Origin of the sequence: Streptomyces sp. SM11 (assembly GCF_002910905.1) — a bacterium.
Taxonomy (GTDB): domain Bacteria; phylum Actinomycetota; class Actinomycetes; order Streptomycetales; family Streptomycetaceae; genus Streptomyces.
In genome coordinates this window covers 1-16,515 of the sequence record NZ_NEUE01000142.1, presented here as the reverse complement: position 1 = coordinate 16,515, position 16,515 = coordinate 1, and the positions used below count along the sequence as shown (strand labels likewise).

The following is a 16,515-nucleotide window of genomic DNA, read 5'->3' as shown; positions in this document are numbered from 1 at the left end:
CGGCGGTCTCACACGTCCAGGCGTTCCTCAACAAGGGGCAGCACACGGCGCGCGAGGATGACGTACGGCTGCAACTGGCTCAGATCCTGAGCACCGGCGGGCCGAACATACGGGCCGCGGGCAAGATCGTCATGAACGGCAGCGCGGCCGACGTCCGGGAGTTTCTGGAAGTGGGCCAGCACATCCAGCGACCGGGACCGGGAACACGCCACGATCGCCTAGCTCTCCGCGCAGGCCGTCGAGGCCTGACGTCAGGCCCTGGTGGAGACCAAGGCCGCCGACCAGGCAGTCTCCGCGGCCCAGCAGGCCATCAGCGCCGCACGGGCCGCCAACAACTCCGCCCGCATCGCCGCCAACGCCGCGGCCCAGGCTGCTTCGGCAGCTGCGGGCGCCGCCAACGCCGCCTCCGCCGCACGTGGTGCGGCGGCCTCTGCCGCGGTCAATGTGGGCGACGCCTCCAAGGCACGTACCGCTGCGGAGAATGCGCGCGCCGCGGCCGAGGGGGCCGACAAGGCGGCCGAGGCGTCCAACCAGGCCAGCATCGCCGCGGATCGCGCCGGCGACGCCGCCGACTCCGCAACCAAGGCCGGCGCAGACGCGCAGAGTGCGGCGAGCTCTGCCAGGAGCGCCAGCAACTTCGCAGATCAGGCCGGTGTGCACTCTCAGACGGCCCGGAACGCCGCTGCTCGCGCCGAGCGCCAGGCCAAGGAGGCCTCCCGGGCCGTCCAGGAGGCCAGGAACCTGGCCCGCAAGGCTGAGGCCGACAACCACCGCAAGCAGGCCGAGGCCTCGAAGAACAAGGCCCAGGGGGACGCCCAGCAGGCGGCCGGGTCGGCCAGGCCACCGAGTCCGCCAACCGCGCGGCCGAGTCGGCGAAGAAGGCTACCGAGGCCGAGGCACAGGCCCGACAGTCCGCTCGCGAGGCCGGCCACTCCGCGGCCCTTGCGGAGTCGTCCGCGACCGCCGCGCGCGGTTCGGCCGACCTGGCCTGGTCGTACGCCAATGAGACCAAGCAGTCCGCGATCGCGGCCGGTAAGGACTCCGACGCGGCCGACAAGGCCGCGAAGGACGCGTTCGCCGCGTGGGTGACGAAGACCCGCGAAGAGGCCGAGGTCGCGCGGAAGGAAGAGAACCGCACCAACCTCGCGGCGCTGCAGGAGATGGAAGAAGCCCTCGCCGATGCGGCGGCCGACGATGACATCAGCGTCTGGGACGTGCTGTCCGGCGTCGGACACACGGTGCTGGACGTTGCCGGGCTCGTCCCGGGCGTCGGCGAGATCGCCGACCTGGCAAACGCGGGATGGTACGGACTCGAAGGCGACGCGCTCAACGCCTCCCTCTCCGCGGCCTCAGCGATCCCGTTCGTCGGCTGGGGGGCCACCGGCGCCAAGTGGGGCAAGAACATGTTCCGCGGCGCGGAAGCTTTCATGAAAGCTTCCGCGCCAGCGGATCCGTGGCCCACATCTGGGCGAGCAGCAAGAAATTCCCTAACGTCAAGAACGCTCTGGAACACTTTAAGAGCCACCGCGGTGAATTTCCCGAGCTGAAGAACGCCAAGCAGCACGTGGAAATGGCCCATTTTTACCGCCAGGCGGCAAATACTCCCAAGCCTCCGGCCGGGTATCGCGTCTGGGACCGTCTCGACAAGAGTGGTAACCTCAATGGCTACGTCGTCTATGAGAAGAAGTCCAACACTCTCGTCTCCTATGACAGTGGTGGCGTGCCTAAGGCGATGAATCGGCCGGCTCCTAAGAGTCCTACCAACCCCCGCGGATTCGACCCTGACAGGTGGCCTACGCTTGAGGATTACCTCAAGGCGCAAGGTCAGCGAGAACGCTGACAGGGATGAAAGGCGACTCCATGCCACCAGAAGGCCTCGTTACCCCCGGCCCGGACGAAGAATCTGCCTGCCGGGTGTGCGGACACGACGACGGAGACCTGTTCTGGGAAGACGGATGGCCCACAGCGCTCATCTGTGTGTGCTGCGGAAACGAGTCAGATGTGTCCGACACTAGCCTCATGGGGGTCCGGAACTATCGCGGCTACTGGGCGGGGAATGGTGCAGCGTGGCACTCCCCCTCCTTCAAGCCCCGGGACTGGGATATCCTCGAGCAATTGGCCCGCATTCCAGCGGAATGGCGTTAGTGACGGTTGGGCATGTGCCATCCGTGCTGGCATGCCCTTTTGATCGATGGTGTCGTTCTCCCAGGGTTGACCGGGCCGAGGGTGGCCCGGTCAACCCTGGGACGGCATACCTGCCCAGGTGCCACGTCGAGAAGTGGCACCTGGGCCTTGGTGTGATCGACAGAACGCGGTCCGGGGCATCGAGGTGCGCCAGACATCGCCGACGGCGGGCCACCGGGGCACTGTTGGCCGAGTGGCCCCGGCCAGGATGAGCACGCGCGGCTAGACGCTATGGCGATATACGCGCAACCCCGACTGCAACCACATCGTCCCGGCTTCTGGGCTTCGGCTCACGAACCGGAGCACCCCTCCCCCCTCCCCCCTCGCTCTCGCCGCACTGCATATGGACATACAGCAACCTTCCTGGCTGAATAGAACGGTCGGCGCCGGTCGCGGTGCGACGGATCCAGCAAGGGGACAGGCATGAGTGGGAGCAGCCCCGCCGCACGGTTGCAGCGGCTCTTCGAGGGCCACCGGCTCACACCCACCCAGCGGCGCATCGCGCACTGCATGGTCCGCCGGGCCGCCGACGCGCCGTTCCTCTCCAGCGTCGAGCTGGCCGAGCTGGCCGGAGTCAGCCAGCCCTCCGTCACCCGCTTCGCCGTCGCCCTCGGCTTCGACGGCTATCCGGCGCTGCGCAGGCACCTGCGCGAGGTCGCGCCCGTCGACGCGGAGCAGGAGGACACGGGGGAGACGTACAACGAGTACCAGCAGGCCGTCCGCGCCGAGATCGAGAACCTCCAGCACCTCTGTGACGTGCTCGCCGACCCCGGGCCGGTGGAGCGGGCCGGGCGGCTGCTCGCCGGCTCCCGGCCGTTGCCGGTGCTGGGGCTGCGCGCCGCCTCCTCGCAGGCGCGCGGCTTCGGCTACTTCGCCGCCAAGGTGCACCCCGACGTCCGGGTGCTGGACGAGGGCGGCAGCATGCTGCCCGACCGGATCGACTCCGCCCGCCGGGCCGGGGCCACCGCCCTGATGTGCTTCGCGCTGCCGCGCCACCCCAAGGAGAGCGTGGACGCGCTCGCGTACGCCCGGGACCAGGGGCTGACCGTGGTGACGGTCGCCGACTCCGCCTTCGCGCCCGTCGCCAAGCACAGCGATCTGCTGCTCCCGGCGGCGATCGGTTCCGGGCTCTCCTTCGACACCGTCTGCGCGCCGATGCTGCTCGGCCGGGTGCTGCTGGAGGCGATGTGCGACGGACTTCCCGACGCCCAGGCGCGGCTGGAGGAGTTCGACGTACGAGCGGCGGCGCGCGGTCTGTTCGTGGAGTGAGGCTCAGCCCGTCCGGCGGTTTCGCGGTTTCTCAGGCATCGCTCATCTGCGGCCGTTAGTCTCCGCGCCGAGAAGCACCGCGGTATCGGTGGTGCGCGGCAGGCGCGGATTCGCGGCAGCGTGGAGAGAGGGGTACGGACGTGGGGCGCGGAGGACAGTCGCTGGCGAGAGTGGCCGTGACCGTACGGGCCGGGGCGGCGCCGCTGTGGTGGGCGGGTCTGGTGGCCGCGGCGGCGGGGGCGTTCGTCCCGGGGCTGACCGGGCGGCGGATCGGTCTGCTGGCCGGGGCGGTGCTCTTCATCGTCACCGCGGCCGTCGTGGCACTGGCGCGCGGGAAGCGGTACGCGGAGCTGGCCCGGGGCGCCTCCCGCGCCGGGCGGGGCGACTTCCTCCAGGACCGGGCCGTGACCGTACGGGCGTGGCGGCGCGGGCGCAGGTGGTGGCTGCTGGGGGCGTTCGTCGTCGCGGTGGCGTCCTCGTTCGCGCTGCCGGGTGCGGGCGGGCTGCTGCTCGCGGGGGCGGGTGCGGGCCTCTGGGCGAAGGCCGTACGCATCGGACAGCGCGAGCGCCACGAGGACGTCCTGTACTGGGTGCGCACCGACTGGTCCGGACACGGGAGCGCGGTCGGCAAGCGGGTGAAGGCCCACCGCACGACGGGTCCGGAGGCGGGGGACGCCGCGCCGGGCGGGGCGCGGCGTCGCCGCCGGTGAGGGATTCCGGAGGTGCTCAGACCTCCAGGTCGGCCTCGATCTTCTTCAGCTGGTGGCGGGCCATCGCCAGGTTCGCCCGGCTCGCGTCCAGCACCAGGTAGAGGAACAGGCCGTTGCTGCCGCGGGACCTGAGCAGCCGGATCAGGTGGTACTGGGTGCCGAGCGTGATCAGGATGTCCTCGATCACGTCCTTGACGCCCAGCTGCTCCATGGTGCGGAGCTTGGCGCGGACCACGTCGGTGTTGCCCGCGGCGGCGACCTCCAGATTGAAGTCCTTGCCGCCGCCGAGCGTGCCCAGGGCCATCCCGCTCGTGTAGTCGACGAGGGCGACACCCGTGGTGCCCTCGATCGAGCTCATCGCTTCCTTCAGTGACGCTTCGGTGTTCGCCATGGAGGCTCGTTTCCTTTCCTGGCCGGTCGTGGTGACCGGGTCCGGTTCTGTGCGGTCCGTGGTGCGGATGGAGGGGGAGGCAGTGCCGCTGAGCGGTGCGTACTACGTGGGGCGTTGCGGCAGGGTGCGGCCGGGCGCGGCGGTGGGGCGCGGGGGTGCGGCGCGGGTGGCGGTGGCGGGGCGCTCGGGGCGTTCCAGCGTGGCGTCGACGAGTTCGCCGATACGGGCGCCCGCGCGGCGGCCCTCAAGATGGAGCCGGCCGACGTTGATGCGGTCCTCGGCCAGCAGGGTCAGGACGGCGGAGGAGCCCGCGGCGTAGGTGGCGATGTAGCCGCTGTCGCCGCGGACCAGCAGTTCGCGGAAGCCGCCCCGGCCGGTGGCGTCGGTCATCCGGACGGAGACGCCGAGGGCGGCGGCGGTGAGGGCGGCGACGCCCTCCGCCTCGACGCCCGGGGTGTCGTGGGCCAGGACCAGTCCGTCGGTGGAGGCGGCCAGCGCCCCGGAGAGCAGCGGGACCCGGGCCCGTAACCGCTGGAGCTCGTCGAGGACTTCACGCACTTCGGCCTCGGGCACCATCAGCTGTCTCCTCCCGGCACGCTGTCTGAGCGCGCGTATCACAGGGCCTCCAATGCGTCTCGGAGCCGGCGCAACAGGGCGATATCAGGGTCGGCCGTCACCTCGGGGAGCGTGATCCGGCCGGGTGGGGACGCGGCCGGCCGGGGCTGGGCGCGGACCGCCTCCACCAGGCCGGCCGCCGCCAGCCGTCGCAGGTCGACCAGGATGTGGAACGCCGAACGGCCCAGCGTCCGCGCGATGTCCGAGGCCGTGCGGACTCCGTCGGCCAGCTCCAGGAGCCGGCGCTGCCGGGCCGGGACCGGGGCGTCGGCCGGGTGCGCCGCCGTCCGCCGCAGCGGGGCGCCGTCGCAGGCGGGGTCGGGCCAGATCCGGTCCAGGAACTCCCGTCTGCGCAGCGTCTCGCGCTCCACGGCGGCCACCGGGACGGGCCGCACCGGACCGATCCAGTGAGCCACCCCGTAACGGAAGCGGGCGGGCGTCCCGGTCGGGGCGAGTGCGAAGAACGCGGCGTCGTACAGCGCACCCAGATGGCACAACTCCAATGCACCGCCCGGCACATGACCGCTGTCCACGAGATAGCGGCCGACCCGGCGATGGGCCCCCGCCTGTGCCACGGCGTCCCACCAGCCCTCGTGCCGCAGGGTCCCGCCGGTGGTGAGCAGGACGTCGATGCCGGGGGTGGCGGGGCTTTCGGCGTGCACCACCTGGCCGTCGGCGAGGTAGAGCGTGCCGCGGTCGCGCATCAGGGCGCCGGTGGCCCGCTCGGCGGCGAGCCGCTGGAGCATCGGGGAGAGCACCGGGAGCCGGTCGGTCCCGGGGGCGTCGGGGGCGGCGGCTATCGCGCTCATGCCAGCACCAGCCGCTCGGCCAGCTCGCCGAGCCGCATCCGGGCGAGCGCGAGATTGCCCTCGGAGCGGTCCAGCCACAGATGCAGGAAGACGCTGCTGTCGAAAGCCGTCTCGACGAACCGGAGCATGTGGTACCCGTCGCGGGTGGTGACGATGACGTCCTCGACGGGGGTGCTCGGCGGGTCGGTGGGCCGGTCGCCTTCCGCGGCGAGGTGGGTGAAGGCCGGCTGTTCGGCGGTCATCCGGGCGACCTCCGCCGTCTCGGCGGCGGTCGCCTCGTGGTCGCCGTTGGGGGATTCCCCGATGGTGCCGAGGGCGAGACCGCTCGTCCAGTCGACCACCGAGGCGCCCCGGGCACCGGGCAGCCTCATGACTTCGAGCAGGCACTCGTCGATTCCGGGCACGCGGATTTCCCCTCCCGACGTGGCGTACGGCTGTAACGCAGAGGCTACGCAACGTGCTTACGGCAGGTGGAGGTTCTGGCATTTTCCTTTGGTACATGCGTTCTGAGGTGTAAAGGAGTGGCTGGATTTCGAGGCCGCGCCAGGGTTCCGGTCCTCCCGGCCCTGTTCACCGGTGCCTGCGGGCCCGCCTCCTCGTGGTCAGGGACGGCCGGTTCCCGCCGCGGCGCGGACCGGCTCTGTTGACTACGACTATTCAGAGCAGCAGGATGTGAATAGATTTTCACCGTCGCGAGGAGGCACCGCCATGTCAGGACCCCGCCCCGTACGGGCACCGCGCGGCAGCGCACTGACCGCCCTGGGATGGCAGCAGGAAGCCGCCCTGCGGATGCTGCAGAACAACCTCGACCCCGAGGTCGCCGAGCACCCCGACAAGCTCGTCGTCTACGGCGGCACCGGGAAGGCGGCCCGCGACTGGCGCTCGTTCGACGCGATGGTCCGCACCCTGGAGACGCTCAAGCAGGACGAGACGATGCTCGTCCAGTCCGGCCGGCCGGTCGGCGTCATGCAGACGCACGAGTGGGCGCCGCGCGTGCTCATCGCCAACTCCAACCTGGTCGGCGACTGGGCCAACTGGGAGGAGTTCCGCCGCCTGGAGGCGCTCGGACTCACCATGTACGGCCAGATGACCGCCGGGTCCTGGATCTACATCGGCACCCAGGGCATCCTCCAGGGCACCTACGAGACCTTCGCCGCCGTTGCCGCGAAGAAGTTCGGCGGGACGCTGGCCGGGACGATCACCCTGACCGCCGGGCTCGGCGGCATGGGCGGCGCCCAGCCGCTCGCCGTCACCATGAACGACGGCGTCGCGATCTGCATCGACTGCGACCCGCGCGCCATCGAGCGCCGGATCGAGCACCGTTTCCTGGACGTGAAGGCCGACAACCTGGAGCACGCCCTCCAGCTCGCCGTCGAGACCCGCGACGCCCGCCGCCCGCTCTCCATCGGCCTCCTCGGCAACGCCGCCGAGCTGCTGCCCCGGATGCTCGCCGAGAGTGCGCCGATCGACATCGTCACCGACCAGACCAGCGCCCACGACCCGCTGGCCTATCTGCCGCTCGGCGTCGACTTCGACGACATGGCGGATCTCGCCGCCGAGAAGCCCGCCGACTTCACCCTGCGCGCCCGCGAGTCCATGGCCCGCCACGTCGAGGCCATGGTCGGCTTCATGGACGCCGGGGCCGAGGTCTTCGACTACGGCAACTCCATCCGCGGCGAGGCCCAGCTCGCCGGCTACGACCGCGCCTTCGACTTCCCCGGCTTCGTCCCCGCCTACATCCGCCCCCTCTTCTGCGAGGGCAAGGGCCCCTTCCGCTGGGCCGCGCTGTCCGGCGAGGCATCCGACATCCACAAGACCGACAAGGCGATGCTGGAGCTCTTCCCGGAGAACGAGTCGCTGCACCGCTGGATCAAGATGGCCGGCGAGCGCGTCCACTTCCAGGGCCTGCCCGCCCGCATCTGCTGGCTCGGCTACGGCGAGCGCGACAAGGCCGGCGAGCGCTTCAACGACATGGTCGCGAGCGGTGAACTGGCCGCCCCGCTGGCCATCGGCCGCGACCACCTGGACTGCGGCTCGGTCGCCTCCCCGTACCGCGAGACCGAGGCCATGCTCGACGGCTCCGACGCCATCGCCGACTGGCCGCTCCTGAACGCCATGGTCAACGTCGCCTCCGGTGCCTCCTGGGTCTCCCTCCATCACGGCGGCGGCGTCGGTATGGGCCGCTCCATCCACGCGGGCCAGGTCTCCGTCGCGGACGGCACGAAGCTCGCGGGCGAGAAGATCCGCCGCGTGCTGACGAACGACCCGGGCATGGGCGTCATCCGCCATGTGGACGCCGGATACGACATCGCCGAGAACGTCGCCGCCGACCAGGGCGTACGCGTCCCCATGACGGAGGGCAACTGATGCCCACGGGTGCGTCCACCACCTCTTCCGGTGCCCGGGAGCAGTGGCGTGCGGGTGACTCCTTCCTCTCGATGTGGCGGGAGCTGGCCCCGGTCGGACTCCACCCCGACAGCGGTGGCTACCGGCGTTACGCCTGGTCGGCGGCGGATCTCGACTGCCGGGCCTGGTTCCGTACGCAGGCCGAGGCCCGCGGCCTCACCCACGAGACCGACCGCAACGGCAACCAGTGGGCCTGGCTCGGCGACCCCCTGGCCGGGAACGCCGTCGTCACCGGCTCGCACCTGGACTCCGTCCCGGACGGCGGCGCCTTCGACGGCCCGCTCGGTGTGGTCTCCTCCTTCGCGGCCCTCGATGAACTCCACCGCAGGGGAGTGGAGTTCACCCGGCCCCTGGCGATCACCAACTTCGGCGACGAGGAGGGTGCGCGCTTCGGCCTCGCCTGCGTCGGGTCCCGGCTCGCCGCCGGACAGCTCGCCGTCGCCGACGCCCACCGGCTGCGCGACGCGGACGGCATCACGCTGCCCGCCGCCATGGAGAAGGCCGGACACGACCCCGGGACCATCGGCCCCGACCCGGAACGGCTCGCCCGGATCGGCGCGTTCGTCGAACTCCACGTCGAGCAGGGCCGCGCCCTCGACCTGACCGGCGACCCCGTCGGCATCGCCTCCGCCATCTGGCCGCACGGCCGCTGGCGGTTCGACTTCCGGGGCGAGGCCAACCACGCGGGCACCACCCGCCTCGCCGACCGCCGCGACCCGATGCTCACGTACGCCGAGACCGTCCTCGCCGCCCGCCGCGAGGCCGAACTGACCGGCGCGTTCGCCACCTTTGGCAAGATCGCGGTCGAGCCCAACGGGGTCAACGCCATCCCCTCCCTCGTACGCGGCTGGCTCGACTCCCGCGCCGCCGACCAGGCCACCCTGGACGCCGTCGTCACCGGCATCGAGCGTGCCGCCCGCGAGTACGCCGAGCGGGCCGGGATCGACCTCGACGTCGTACGCGAATCGTTCACGCCCGTCGTCGAGTTCGAGCACGCCCTGCGCGACGAGCTCGGCAGGATCCTGGAGGGGACCGGCGACACGGGGCGGCCCGTGCCCGTCCTCGGCACCGGCGCGGGCCACGATGCGGGTATTTTGTCCGCCTCGGTGCCCACCGCCATGCTCTTCGTACGCAACCCCACCGGCATCTCGCACTCACCCGCCGAGCACGCCGCCGAGGACGACTGCACGGCCGGGGTGGAGGCACTCGCCGACGTACTGGAAGGTCTCGCGTGCAGCTGACACACCGGACGACGGGCGCGCCCGTCACCGCGACGTACTGGATGGACCACGCCTGGCTCGGCACCCACGTCGAGCCGGGCGTCACCCTGGACGTCGCGGGCGGCCGCATCGCCGGGATCAGGACCGGGGTCGAGGCACCGCCGCCCGGCGCGACCGCGCTGCGCGGCCTGACCCTCCCCGGCCTCGCCAACACCCACTCCCACGCCTTCCACCGAGCCCTGCGCGCTACCGTCCAGGTCGGCTCGGGCACCTTCTGGACCTGGCGCGAGCTGATGTACCGCACGGCCTCCCGGCTCACCCCGGACACCTACTTCGACCTGGCCCGCGCCACGTACGCCGAAATGGCCCTGGCAGGCATCACAGCCGTCGGCGAATTCCACTATCTGCACCACGCCCCCGGCGGCACCCCCTACGCCAACCCGAACGCCATGGGCGAGGCGCTGATCGCGGCCGCCGCCGAGGCCGGGATCCGGATCACCCTGCTGGACACCGCCTATCTCGCCGCCGGATTCGGCGAGAAGCCCAACCGGCACCAGCTGCGCTTCTCCGATACCACCGCCGAGGCCTGGGCGGAGCGTGCCTCGCTCCTCAAGGGCGACGACCACACTCTGATCGGCGCGGCCGTCCACTCCGTCCGGGCGGTACCCGCCGGACAGCTGGCCACCGTCGCGCAGTGGGCCGAAGAGCGCGAGGCCCCGCTGCACGTCCACCTCTCCGAGCAGACGGCGGAGAACGACGCCTGCCAGGCAGCCCACGGCCGCACCCCCACCCGGCTGCTGGCCGACCACGGGGTCCTCGGCCCGCGCACCACCGGCATCCACAACACCCACCTGACCGAGGCGGACATCGGACTGCTGGGCTCCTCGGCCACCGGCACCTGCATGTGCCCCACCACCGAACGCGACCTCGCCGACGGCATCGGCCCCGCCGCCGCCCTCCAGAAGGCGGGCTCGCCGCTCTCGCTGGGCAGCGACAGCCACGCCGTGATCGACCTCTTCGAAGAGGCGCGCGCGATGGAGCTCAACGAGCGGCTGCGCACGCACATCCGGGGTCACTGGACGGCCGCCGCCCTGCTCCGGGCCGCCTCCGCCGACGGGCACGCCGCACTCGGCCGCCCCGACGCGGGCATGCTGGAACCGGGCGCCCCCGCAGACCTGATGACCGTCGCCCTGGACTCCGTCAGAACGGCAGGGCCGGTGCCCCGACTGGCGGCGGAGACCGCCGTATTCGCCGCCTCCGCAGCTGATGTGCGGCACACGGTCGTGGCGGGCCGGCACATCGTCCGGGACGGCCGTCACACACAGATCGAGGACGTGCCCCGAGCGCTGGCCGAGGCCGTGGCCGCCCTGCACAGCTGACCGCGGACCCGCCCGGCCCCCCGGAACGCGCAAGAACCCCGCACCCCCCGCACCCCCCCCGGAACGCAAGGAGAACACTCTCCAGATGACGACCACCGCCGTCACCCACGTCGCCAGCCTGGTCACCAATGACCCCTCCCTCGGCAACGGGACCCCCCTGGGCCTGATCCAGGACGCGGCCGTCGTCATCGACGGCGACCGCATCGTCTGGACCGGTGAATCCAGCAAAGCACCCGCCACTGACAACGTCCTCGACGCGGCCGGCCGCGCGGTGATCCCGGGCTTCGTCGACTCCCACTCCCACCTGGTCTTCGCGGGCGACCGCACCCAGGAGTTCAACGCCCGGATGTCCGGGCAGCCCTACCGCGCGGGCGGCATCCGCACCACTGTCGCCGCCACCCGGGCCGCTTCCGACGAGGAGCTCTCCGCCAACGTCGCGCGCTACCTCGCCGAGGCCCTGCGCCAGGGCACCACCACCTTCGAGACCAAGTCCGGCTACGGCCTCACCGTCGAGGACGAGGCCCGCGCCCTGCGGATCGCGGCCCGCCACACCGACGAGGTCACCTACCTCGGCGCCCACATCGTGTCCCCCGACTACGCCGACGACCCCGCCGGGTACGTCGACCTGGTCACCGGCCCGATGCTGGAGGCCTGCGCCCCGCACGCCCGCTGGATCGACGTGTTCTGCGAGCAGGGCGCCTTCGACGGCGACCAGGCCCGCGCCATCCTCACGGCGGGCCGTGCCAAGGGGCTGCACCCCCGCATCCACGCCAACCAGCTGACGTACGGCCCCGGTGTCCAGCTCGCCGTCGAGCTCGACGCCGCATCGGCCGACCACTGCACCCACCTCACCGACGCGGACGTCGACGCGCTCGGCCAGGGCAGCACGGTGGCGACCCTGCTCCCGGGCGCGGAGTTCTCCACCCGCGCCACCTGGCCCGACGCGCGCCGGCTCCTCGACGCGGGGGCCACCGTCGCACTCTCCACGGACTGCAACCCCGGCTCGTCGTTCACCTCGTCGGTGCCGTTCTGCATCGCGCTGGCCGTGCGCGACATGGGGATGACCCCGGACGAGGCGATCTGGTCGGCCACCGCGGGCGGGGCCGCCGCCCTGCGCCGCACGGACATCGGCCGGATCACCCCCGGCGCCCGCGCCGACCTGGTCCTCCTCGACGCCCCGAGCCACGTCCACCTCGCCTACCGCCCGGGCGTCCCACTGGTCAGCGCGGTGTGGCGGAGCGGCGAGCGGGTGGTGTGACGGGCGGCCCGGGGACCGGCGCCGGGGCCCAGCGGGCCTCCGGCCACGCGTACTCGTCGAAGCCGTCGGGGAGCTTCCCGCAGTCCGCGTGGGTGCTGACGGCGTACGTTCCCGTCGCCCGGGTCCAGTGCGCGTACACGAGGTCCTCGTTGTCCGGGTTCCGGAAGCGGAAGCCGGGCCTGTTGACGCGGGTCTCGACGAAGGTCCAGCCCTCGCGTTCCAGCCGTGCGCGCATACGGCGCAGGCCGGACCGGGCCACGTCCTCCCGGACCCCCGTCACCCGCCAGTCGAGGCCGAAGCTCCTGACGTCCCGGCGTCCGCTGTCGATGTGGCCCAGGCCCCGCAGCCCTCGGTAGTAGCAGGTGCCCGTCTCCACCCGGGCCGGGCCCACCTCGGGTCTGCCGGGCAGCGCGGCCTCGTCGTAGGCGCGTTGGGCCTGGACCTTGAGCCGGACGGCGATGCGGTCGGGGTCGGCGTTCGGATACGGCGACCCGTTCCACAGCCAGGCGAGTGCGGCGACCGTGGCCGCCGCCACGAGCGCCGCGCAGAGCGCGCGGGTGGCGCGGGACCCGGGAAGACGTGGACGAGGGAGGAGACGTCGAAGGGGGGCCGTGCGGTACCAGGGGTGGGGCCGGGGGCGGAGTCGGGGCCGGGGCGCGTTCATGATCGAACGCTATGAGCCGGCGGTCACCGGACGCCTCCGGTGACGTACTCAGCGTGGATGAGTAGCCGATCCGGCCCCGGCGCACCGCCTCCACACGCGGAAGGACCCGCTCCCGATCGCCGGGGCGGGTCCTTCCGCGGTGCTCGACGGCCCGTGGAGCCCCGTGGCGGGGCGGCGGGCCGGGGAGGGTCATTCCTCCAGGGTCAGCCCCTTACGGAGCTTGGTCAGCGTCCGGGAGAGCAGCCGGGACACGTGCATCTGCGAGATGTTCAGCTCCTCGCCGATCTCCGACTGCGTCATGTTGCTGACGAAGCGGAGCGAGAGGATCATCCGGTCCCGGGAGGGCAGCGCGGCGATCAGCGGCTTCAGCGACTCGACGTACTCGATGCCTTCGAGACCGTGGTCCTCGTAGCCGATGCGGTCCGCGAGGGCACCCTCGTGGTCGTCCTCCTCCGGCTTGGCGTCCAGCGAGCTCGCGGTGTACGCGTTGCTCGCGGACATGCCCTCGACGACCTCGTCCGGCGTGATGCCGAGCCGCTCGGACAGCTCCGTCACGGTGGGCGCGCGGTCCAGCTGCTGGGAGAGTTCGTCGCCCGCCTTCGCCAGGTCGAGCCGCAGCTCCTGGAGCCGGCGCGGCACGCGCACGGACCAGCTGGTGTCACGGAAGAAGCGCTTGATCTCACCGACGATCGTCGGCATCGCGAAGGTGGGGAACTCCACTCCGCGGCTCAGCTCGAACCGGTCGATCGCCTTGATCAGGCCGATGGTGCCGACCTGGACGATGTCCTCCATCGGTTCGCTGCGGGAGCGGAACCGCGAGGCGGCGAACTTGACGAGCGCGAGGTTGAGCTCGACGAGGGTGTTGCGTACGTAGCTGTACTCGTGGGTGCCCTCTTCGAGGGACTCCAGCCGCTCGAAGAGCGTCTTCGACAGGGCCCTGGCGTCCAGAGCGCCCACTTCGGCGTAGGGCGGGATCTCGGGAAGTCCTTCGAGTCCCTCGCAGGCCGCGCCGGAGAAGTCTGAGGTGGTGCTGGTGGTGCTGGTGCGCGGGCCGGGAACGGCGCTCGCGGCGGGGGAGTCGGAATTGGTCGGTCCCTGAGGACATGCCGACGACGCGTTATGGGTACGCGCTTCGTCGAGCCGGGGTGACATGGTTCTCCTCCATCGTTCTCGGCATATGGCTGCCGATGCCCCTACGAGTTCCTGCGGTGAAGCGGCGCCTCCAAAGCCGGTCGTGTTTTCGGGTGTACCTCTACCCATACCCGGTTCTGGCCAGCGGTGACAAGCGCCAATTACTGCTATATGTCCGGTTTGTTGAGGTCTCCGACTACCGCGTGGCGAACGGAACGCGTACTGTTTTACGCACGTCGGCGGCAGCTACGCATACAGCCGCACAGGCAGTGACGCGCACAGTGACGAACGGCGAAGAGGGACAGGCATGGACCGCGGGACGGTCGGCAGTGCGAACCGGGGTCGGCTTCAGGTCGAGGCCCGGACCGAGGGGCGCAGCGAGGTCGTGACGCCGGTGGGTGAGCTCGATCACCACACCGCCGATCTGCTGCGCGAGCCCCTGGAGAGTGCGGTCGAGCAGGGGCGGTCGCGCCTGGTGGTCGACTGCTCCCGCCTGGATTTCTGCGATTCCACCGGGCTGAACGTGCTGCTCGGCGCCCGCCTCAAGGCGGAGGCGATCGGAGGAGGGGTTCATCTGGCCGGAATGCTGCCGGTCGTGGCGAGGGTGTTCGAGATCACCGGCGCGGAGGCGGTCTTCACCGTCCACGCCACGCTCGAAGAGGCCCTGGCCACCTGACTCGGCGCGAGCGTGCGACCGTGGACTTCCCTGATGTCGGCTGTGTCACGCGATCGTGTGCCCCAAGTGGGTGTTGTTGCGAAACGGCAGGGCAGGAGACACCCCGGCGGTGCCCCGCGAGGGCTCCGGCACACTCGGTAACTGATCACTATCTGTTCAACGGCGACATGGCGACATGGCGAATCGGTGAGGTGAAGCGCTGATGAGCACCACCCGGCAGCATCCGCCGGGCGACCTCGGTCGCGAGCCGGACGAAGCGGGCGCAGCCTCGCCCGTCCCGGCCGAGCGGCAGTGGCGCACGCTCTCACTCGGGCAGGCCGGCGGCATCGTTCCGACGGCCCGTGACTTCGCCCGGCAGGCGCTGCGCGACTGGGGCTGGCTCCCGGCGTCCAGCGCGGACCGCCGGGCCGCCGCCGAGGACGTCCTGCTGGTCGTCTCCGAGCTGGTGACCAATGCCTGTCTGCATGCGGAGGGCCCCGAGGAGCTCCGGATCGGCTGCACCCCCAAGGTGCTGCGGGTGGAGGTCGTCGACCGGGGAGCCGGACAGCCCGCACCCCGTACGCCGCACCGCGCCGGCCGGCCCGGGGGGCACGGCATGTTCATCGTGCAGCGCCTCTGCCTCGACTGGGGCGTCCTGCGCACGCCGGGCACCCCGGGCAAGACCGTCTGGGCGGAGCTCGCAGCCCCCGCCTAGGGGGCGTTTTGCCGATCATGGCCGGCCCCTTCCCAGAGGTGCCCGCTTGCTCACGCACCTCACCCGTGCCTCTCGTCCGTACCCCCCCCACCCGCACCGAATGGAGCGCGCCGGATCGGCGCGCTCTTTGTCTTCCCTCCATCAGGCCCCGGGCGTACCTTGAGCGCCAAATCTGATGTGCCGTCAGGAATGTGTGCCCGTACGGTTCGTGGCGCGCGGCGGCGTCCGGCATGAGGGGAACACGAGGTGTCGAACCAGAAGCGGACAACTCTCGCGCTGGCGGCTGTGCTGGCAGGCTCGATCGTGGTGGCGGGTGCGCCCTCCGCGCGCGCCGAGGTCGTGGACGTCAACTACCAGTGCGTGACGCCCATCGGGCCCAAGGGGGCGGTCTCGCCCATCGATATCAAGGGCGTCAGGAGCGGCGCCGGTTACAAGCTCACCATGTCCTTCCAGAAAGGCGTCTCCTCCAGCCCGGTCGAACTGGGCAAAGGGGCCATGAGCCCGAGCGCCGTGATCGAGCTGGGCGGCGCGGAGACGGGCGAGGTCCAGGTGTCCGGCCCGGCGAACACCGAGACGATTCCGGCCAACACCCCCATCAAGATCGGTGACTTGTCGGGGACGTACACCCCGAAGAAGAGCGGCAAGGTCACCTTCACCGCCGGGGTCCTCACCATCAAGGCCCTCGGCACGACGACCACGTGTACGCCCAAGAACAGCCCCGGCCCCTCCCTCGAACTCGACGTCCAGGGGGCGGGCGGTTCATCGGACGGCGGTTCCACCAGCGGTGGTTCCACGGGCGGCACCACCACCGGCGGCTCCACCGGCGGGAGTTCGGGAGGCGGCGAACTGCCCCGCACCGGCCCGCTGGACTCGGCGGCGGCGCTCGGCACGCTCGGCGGCACCGTGCTGCTGACCGGGGCGGCCGGAGTGCTCTGGCTGACCCGGCGAGGGCAGCGCTCCGCAGGCTGAGCCCAGCACAGCATCGCCGCCGGAAGGCAGAGGAGCCGCCCATGTCGCCACCCGTCCCGCGCCTCCGCCGGGCGCTGCTCGTCCTCACGGCGGTGCTCGCCGCGCCGCTGTGCGCGCTCACGCCGCTCCCGGCCGCCGCC

Annotated in this window: 18 protein-coding genes; 11 read left to right on the top strand and 7 right to left on the bottom strand. The window is 71.6% G+C overall.

Annotated features, from left to right (window positions below; translation table 11 throughout):
- Positions 1 to 8 precede the first annotated feature (8 nt).
- Positions 9 to 182 (bottom strand): hypothetical protein, encoded by a 174-nt coding sequence (locus tag B9S58_RS38970; protein WP_258044368.1) that lies wholly within the window; start codon positions 180 to 182, stop codon positions 9 to 11.
- On the opposite strand from B9S58_RS38970, the gene B9S58_RS37480 reads away from it, so the two are divergent.
- The 4 genes from B9S58_RS37480 to B9S58_RS11825 all read left to right on the top strand — a co-directional run bounded on the left by B9S58_RS37480 (position 108) and on the right by B9S58_RS11825 (position 4,163).
- The gene (locus B9S58_RS37480) at positions 108 to 758 is read left to right on the top strand and encodes an ALF repeat-containing protein (protein ID WP_258044365.1); all 651 of its coding nucleotides are present in this window, start codon (positions 108 to 110) and stop codon (positions 756 to 758) included. The genes B9S58_RS38970 and B9S58_RS37480 overlap by 75 nt on opposite strands.
- Positions 759 to 1,085: 327 nt before the next feature.
- On the top strand, positions 1,086 to 1,547 hold the full coding sequence (locus tag B9S58_RS11840) for a hypothetical protein (RefSeq protein ID WP_103532080.1): 462 nt from the start codon (positions 1,086 to 1,088) through the stop codon (positions 1,545 to 1,547).
- A gap of 1,060 nt (positions 1,548 to 2,607) precedes the next feature.
- Positions 2,608 to 3,453: a MurR/RpiR family transcriptional regulator gene (locus B9S58_RS11830; RefSeq protein WP_374935665.1), complete on the top strand. Its 846-nt coding sequence runs from the start codon at positions 2,608 to 2,610 to the stop codon at positions 3,451 to 3,453.
- A 170-nt stretch (positions 3,454 to 3,623) separates the two neighbouring features.
- A complete protein-coding gene (locus B9S58_RS11825; RefSeq protein ID WP_103532077.1) occupies positions 3,624 to 4,163 on the top strand; it encodes a hypothetical protein in 540 nt (179 codons plus the stop codon).
- Between the two features lie 16 nt (positions 4,164 to 4,179).
- Here B9S58_RS11825 and B9S58_RS11820 read toward each other — a convergent pair whose 3' ends face one another.
- The 4 genes from B9S58_RS11820 to B9S58_RS11805 all read right to left on the bottom strand — a co-directional run bounded on the left by B9S58_RS11820 (position 4,180) and on the right by B9S58_RS11805 (position 6,382).
- The gene (locus B9S58_RS11820; protein WP_103532076.1) at positions 4,180 to 4,554 is read right to left on the bottom strand and encodes a hypothetical protein; all 375 of its coding nucleotides are present in this window, start codon (positions 4,552 to 4,554) and stop codon (positions 4,180 to 4,182) included.
- Between the two features lie 102 nt (positions 4,555 to 4,656).
- A complete protein-coding gene (locus B9S58_RS11815) occupies positions 4,657 to 5,130 on the bottom strand; it encodes a roadblock/LC7 domain-containing protein (protein WP_103532075.1) in 474 nt (157 codons plus the stop codon).
- Between the two features lie 38 nt (positions 5,131 to 5,168).
- Positions 5,169 to 5,978 carry a helix-turn-helix domain-containing protein gene (locus tag B9S58_RS11810; RefSeq protein WP_103532074.1) on the bottom strand — a complete coding sequence of 270 codons (810 nt, stop codon included), beginning with the start codon at positions 5,976 to 5,978 and terminating at the stop codon, positions 5,169 to 5,171.
- Entirely contained in the window at positions 5,975 to 6,382 is a 408-nt protein-coding gene (locus B9S58_RS11805) for a hypothetical protein (protein ID WP_103532073.1), read from the bottom strand. The genes B9S58_RS11810 and B9S58_RS11805 overlap by 4 nt, the downstream gene beginning before the upstream one ends.
- Positions 6,383 to 6,686: 304 nt before the next feature.
- On the opposite strand from B9S58_RS11805, the gene hutU reads away from it, so the two are divergent.
- The 4 genes from hutU to hutI all read left to right on the top strand — a co-directional run bounded on the left by hutU (position 6,687) and on the right by hutI (position 12,241).
- A complete protein-coding gene (hutU, locus tag B9S58_RS11800) occupies positions 6,687 to 8,345 on the top strand; it encodes a urocanate hydratase (RefSeq protein ID WP_103532072.1) in 1,659 nt (552 codons plus the stop codon).
- Complete coding sequence (locus tag B9S58_RS11795) at positions 8,345 to 9,625, top strand: allantoate amidohydrolase (RefSeq protein ID WP_181009275.1); 1,281 nt, start codon at positions 8,345 to 8,347, stop codon at positions 9,623 to 9,625. Before hutU ends, B9S58_RS11795 begins: the two co-directional genes overlap by 1 nt.
- Positions 9,616 to 10,983: a formimidoylglutamate deiminase gene (locus B9S58_RS11790; protein WP_103532071.1), complete on the top strand. Its 1,368-nt coding sequence runs from the start codon at positions 9,616 to 9,618 to the stop codon at positions 10,981 to 10,983. The genes B9S58_RS11795 and B9S58_RS11790 overlap by 10 nt, the downstream gene beginning before the upstream one ends.
- 85 nt (positions 10,984 to 11,068) lie before the next feature.
- Positions 11,069 to 12,241, top strand: a complete 1,173-nt coding sequence (gene hutI, locus B9S58_RS11785; RefSeq protein WP_103532070.1) for an imidazolonepropionase — start codon at positions 11,069 to 11,071, stop codon at positions 12,239 to 12,241.
- Here hutI and B9S58_RS11780 read toward each other — a convergent pair.
- Entirely contained in the window at positions 12,204 to 12,905 is a 702-nt protein-coding gene (locus B9S58_RS11780) for a hypothetical protein (protein ID WP_103532069.1), read from the bottom strand. The two genes, hutI and B9S58_RS11780, sit on opposite strands and share 38 nt — an antisense overlap.
- A gap of 189 nt (positions 12,906 to 13,094) precedes the next feature.
- Positions 13,095 to 14,057, bottom strand: coding sequence for an RNA polymerase sigma factor SigF (locus B9S58_RS11775; RefSeq protein WP_103532068.1), 963 nt, complete (start codon positions 14,055 to 14,057; stop codon positions 13,095 to 13,097).
- A 286-nt stretch (positions 14,058 to 14,343) separates the two neighbouring features.
- Between B9S58_RS11775 and B9S58_RS11770 the strand changes: the two genes are divergently transcribed.
- The 3 genes from B9S58_RS11770 to B9S58_RS11760 all read left to right on the top strand — a co-directional run bounded on the left by B9S58_RS11770 (position 14,344) and on the right by B9S58_RS11760 (position 16,375).
- On the top strand, positions 14,344 to 14,712 hold the full coding sequence (locus B9S58_RS11770) for an STAS domain-containing protein (RefSeq protein ID WP_103532067.1): 369 nt from the start codon (positions 14,344 to 14,346) through the stop codon (positions 14,710 to 14,712).
- A gap of 202 nt (positions 14,713 to 14,914) precedes the next feature.
- Positions 14,915 to 15,406 (top strand): ATP-binding protein, encoded by a 492-nt coding sequence (locus B9S58_RS11765; protein ID WP_103532066.1) that lies wholly within the window; start codon positions 14,915 to 14,917, stop codon positions 15,404 to 15,406.
- Between the two features lie 246 nt (positions 15,407 to 15,652).
- Positions 15,653 to 16,375 carry a peptidase gene (locus B9S58_RS11760; RefSeq protein WP_103532065.1) on the top strand — a complete coding sequence of 241 codons (723 nt, stop codon included), beginning with the start codon at positions 15,653 to 15,655 and terminating at the stop codon, positions 16,373 to 16,375.
- Positions 16,376 to 16,515: the final 140 nt, after the last annotated feature.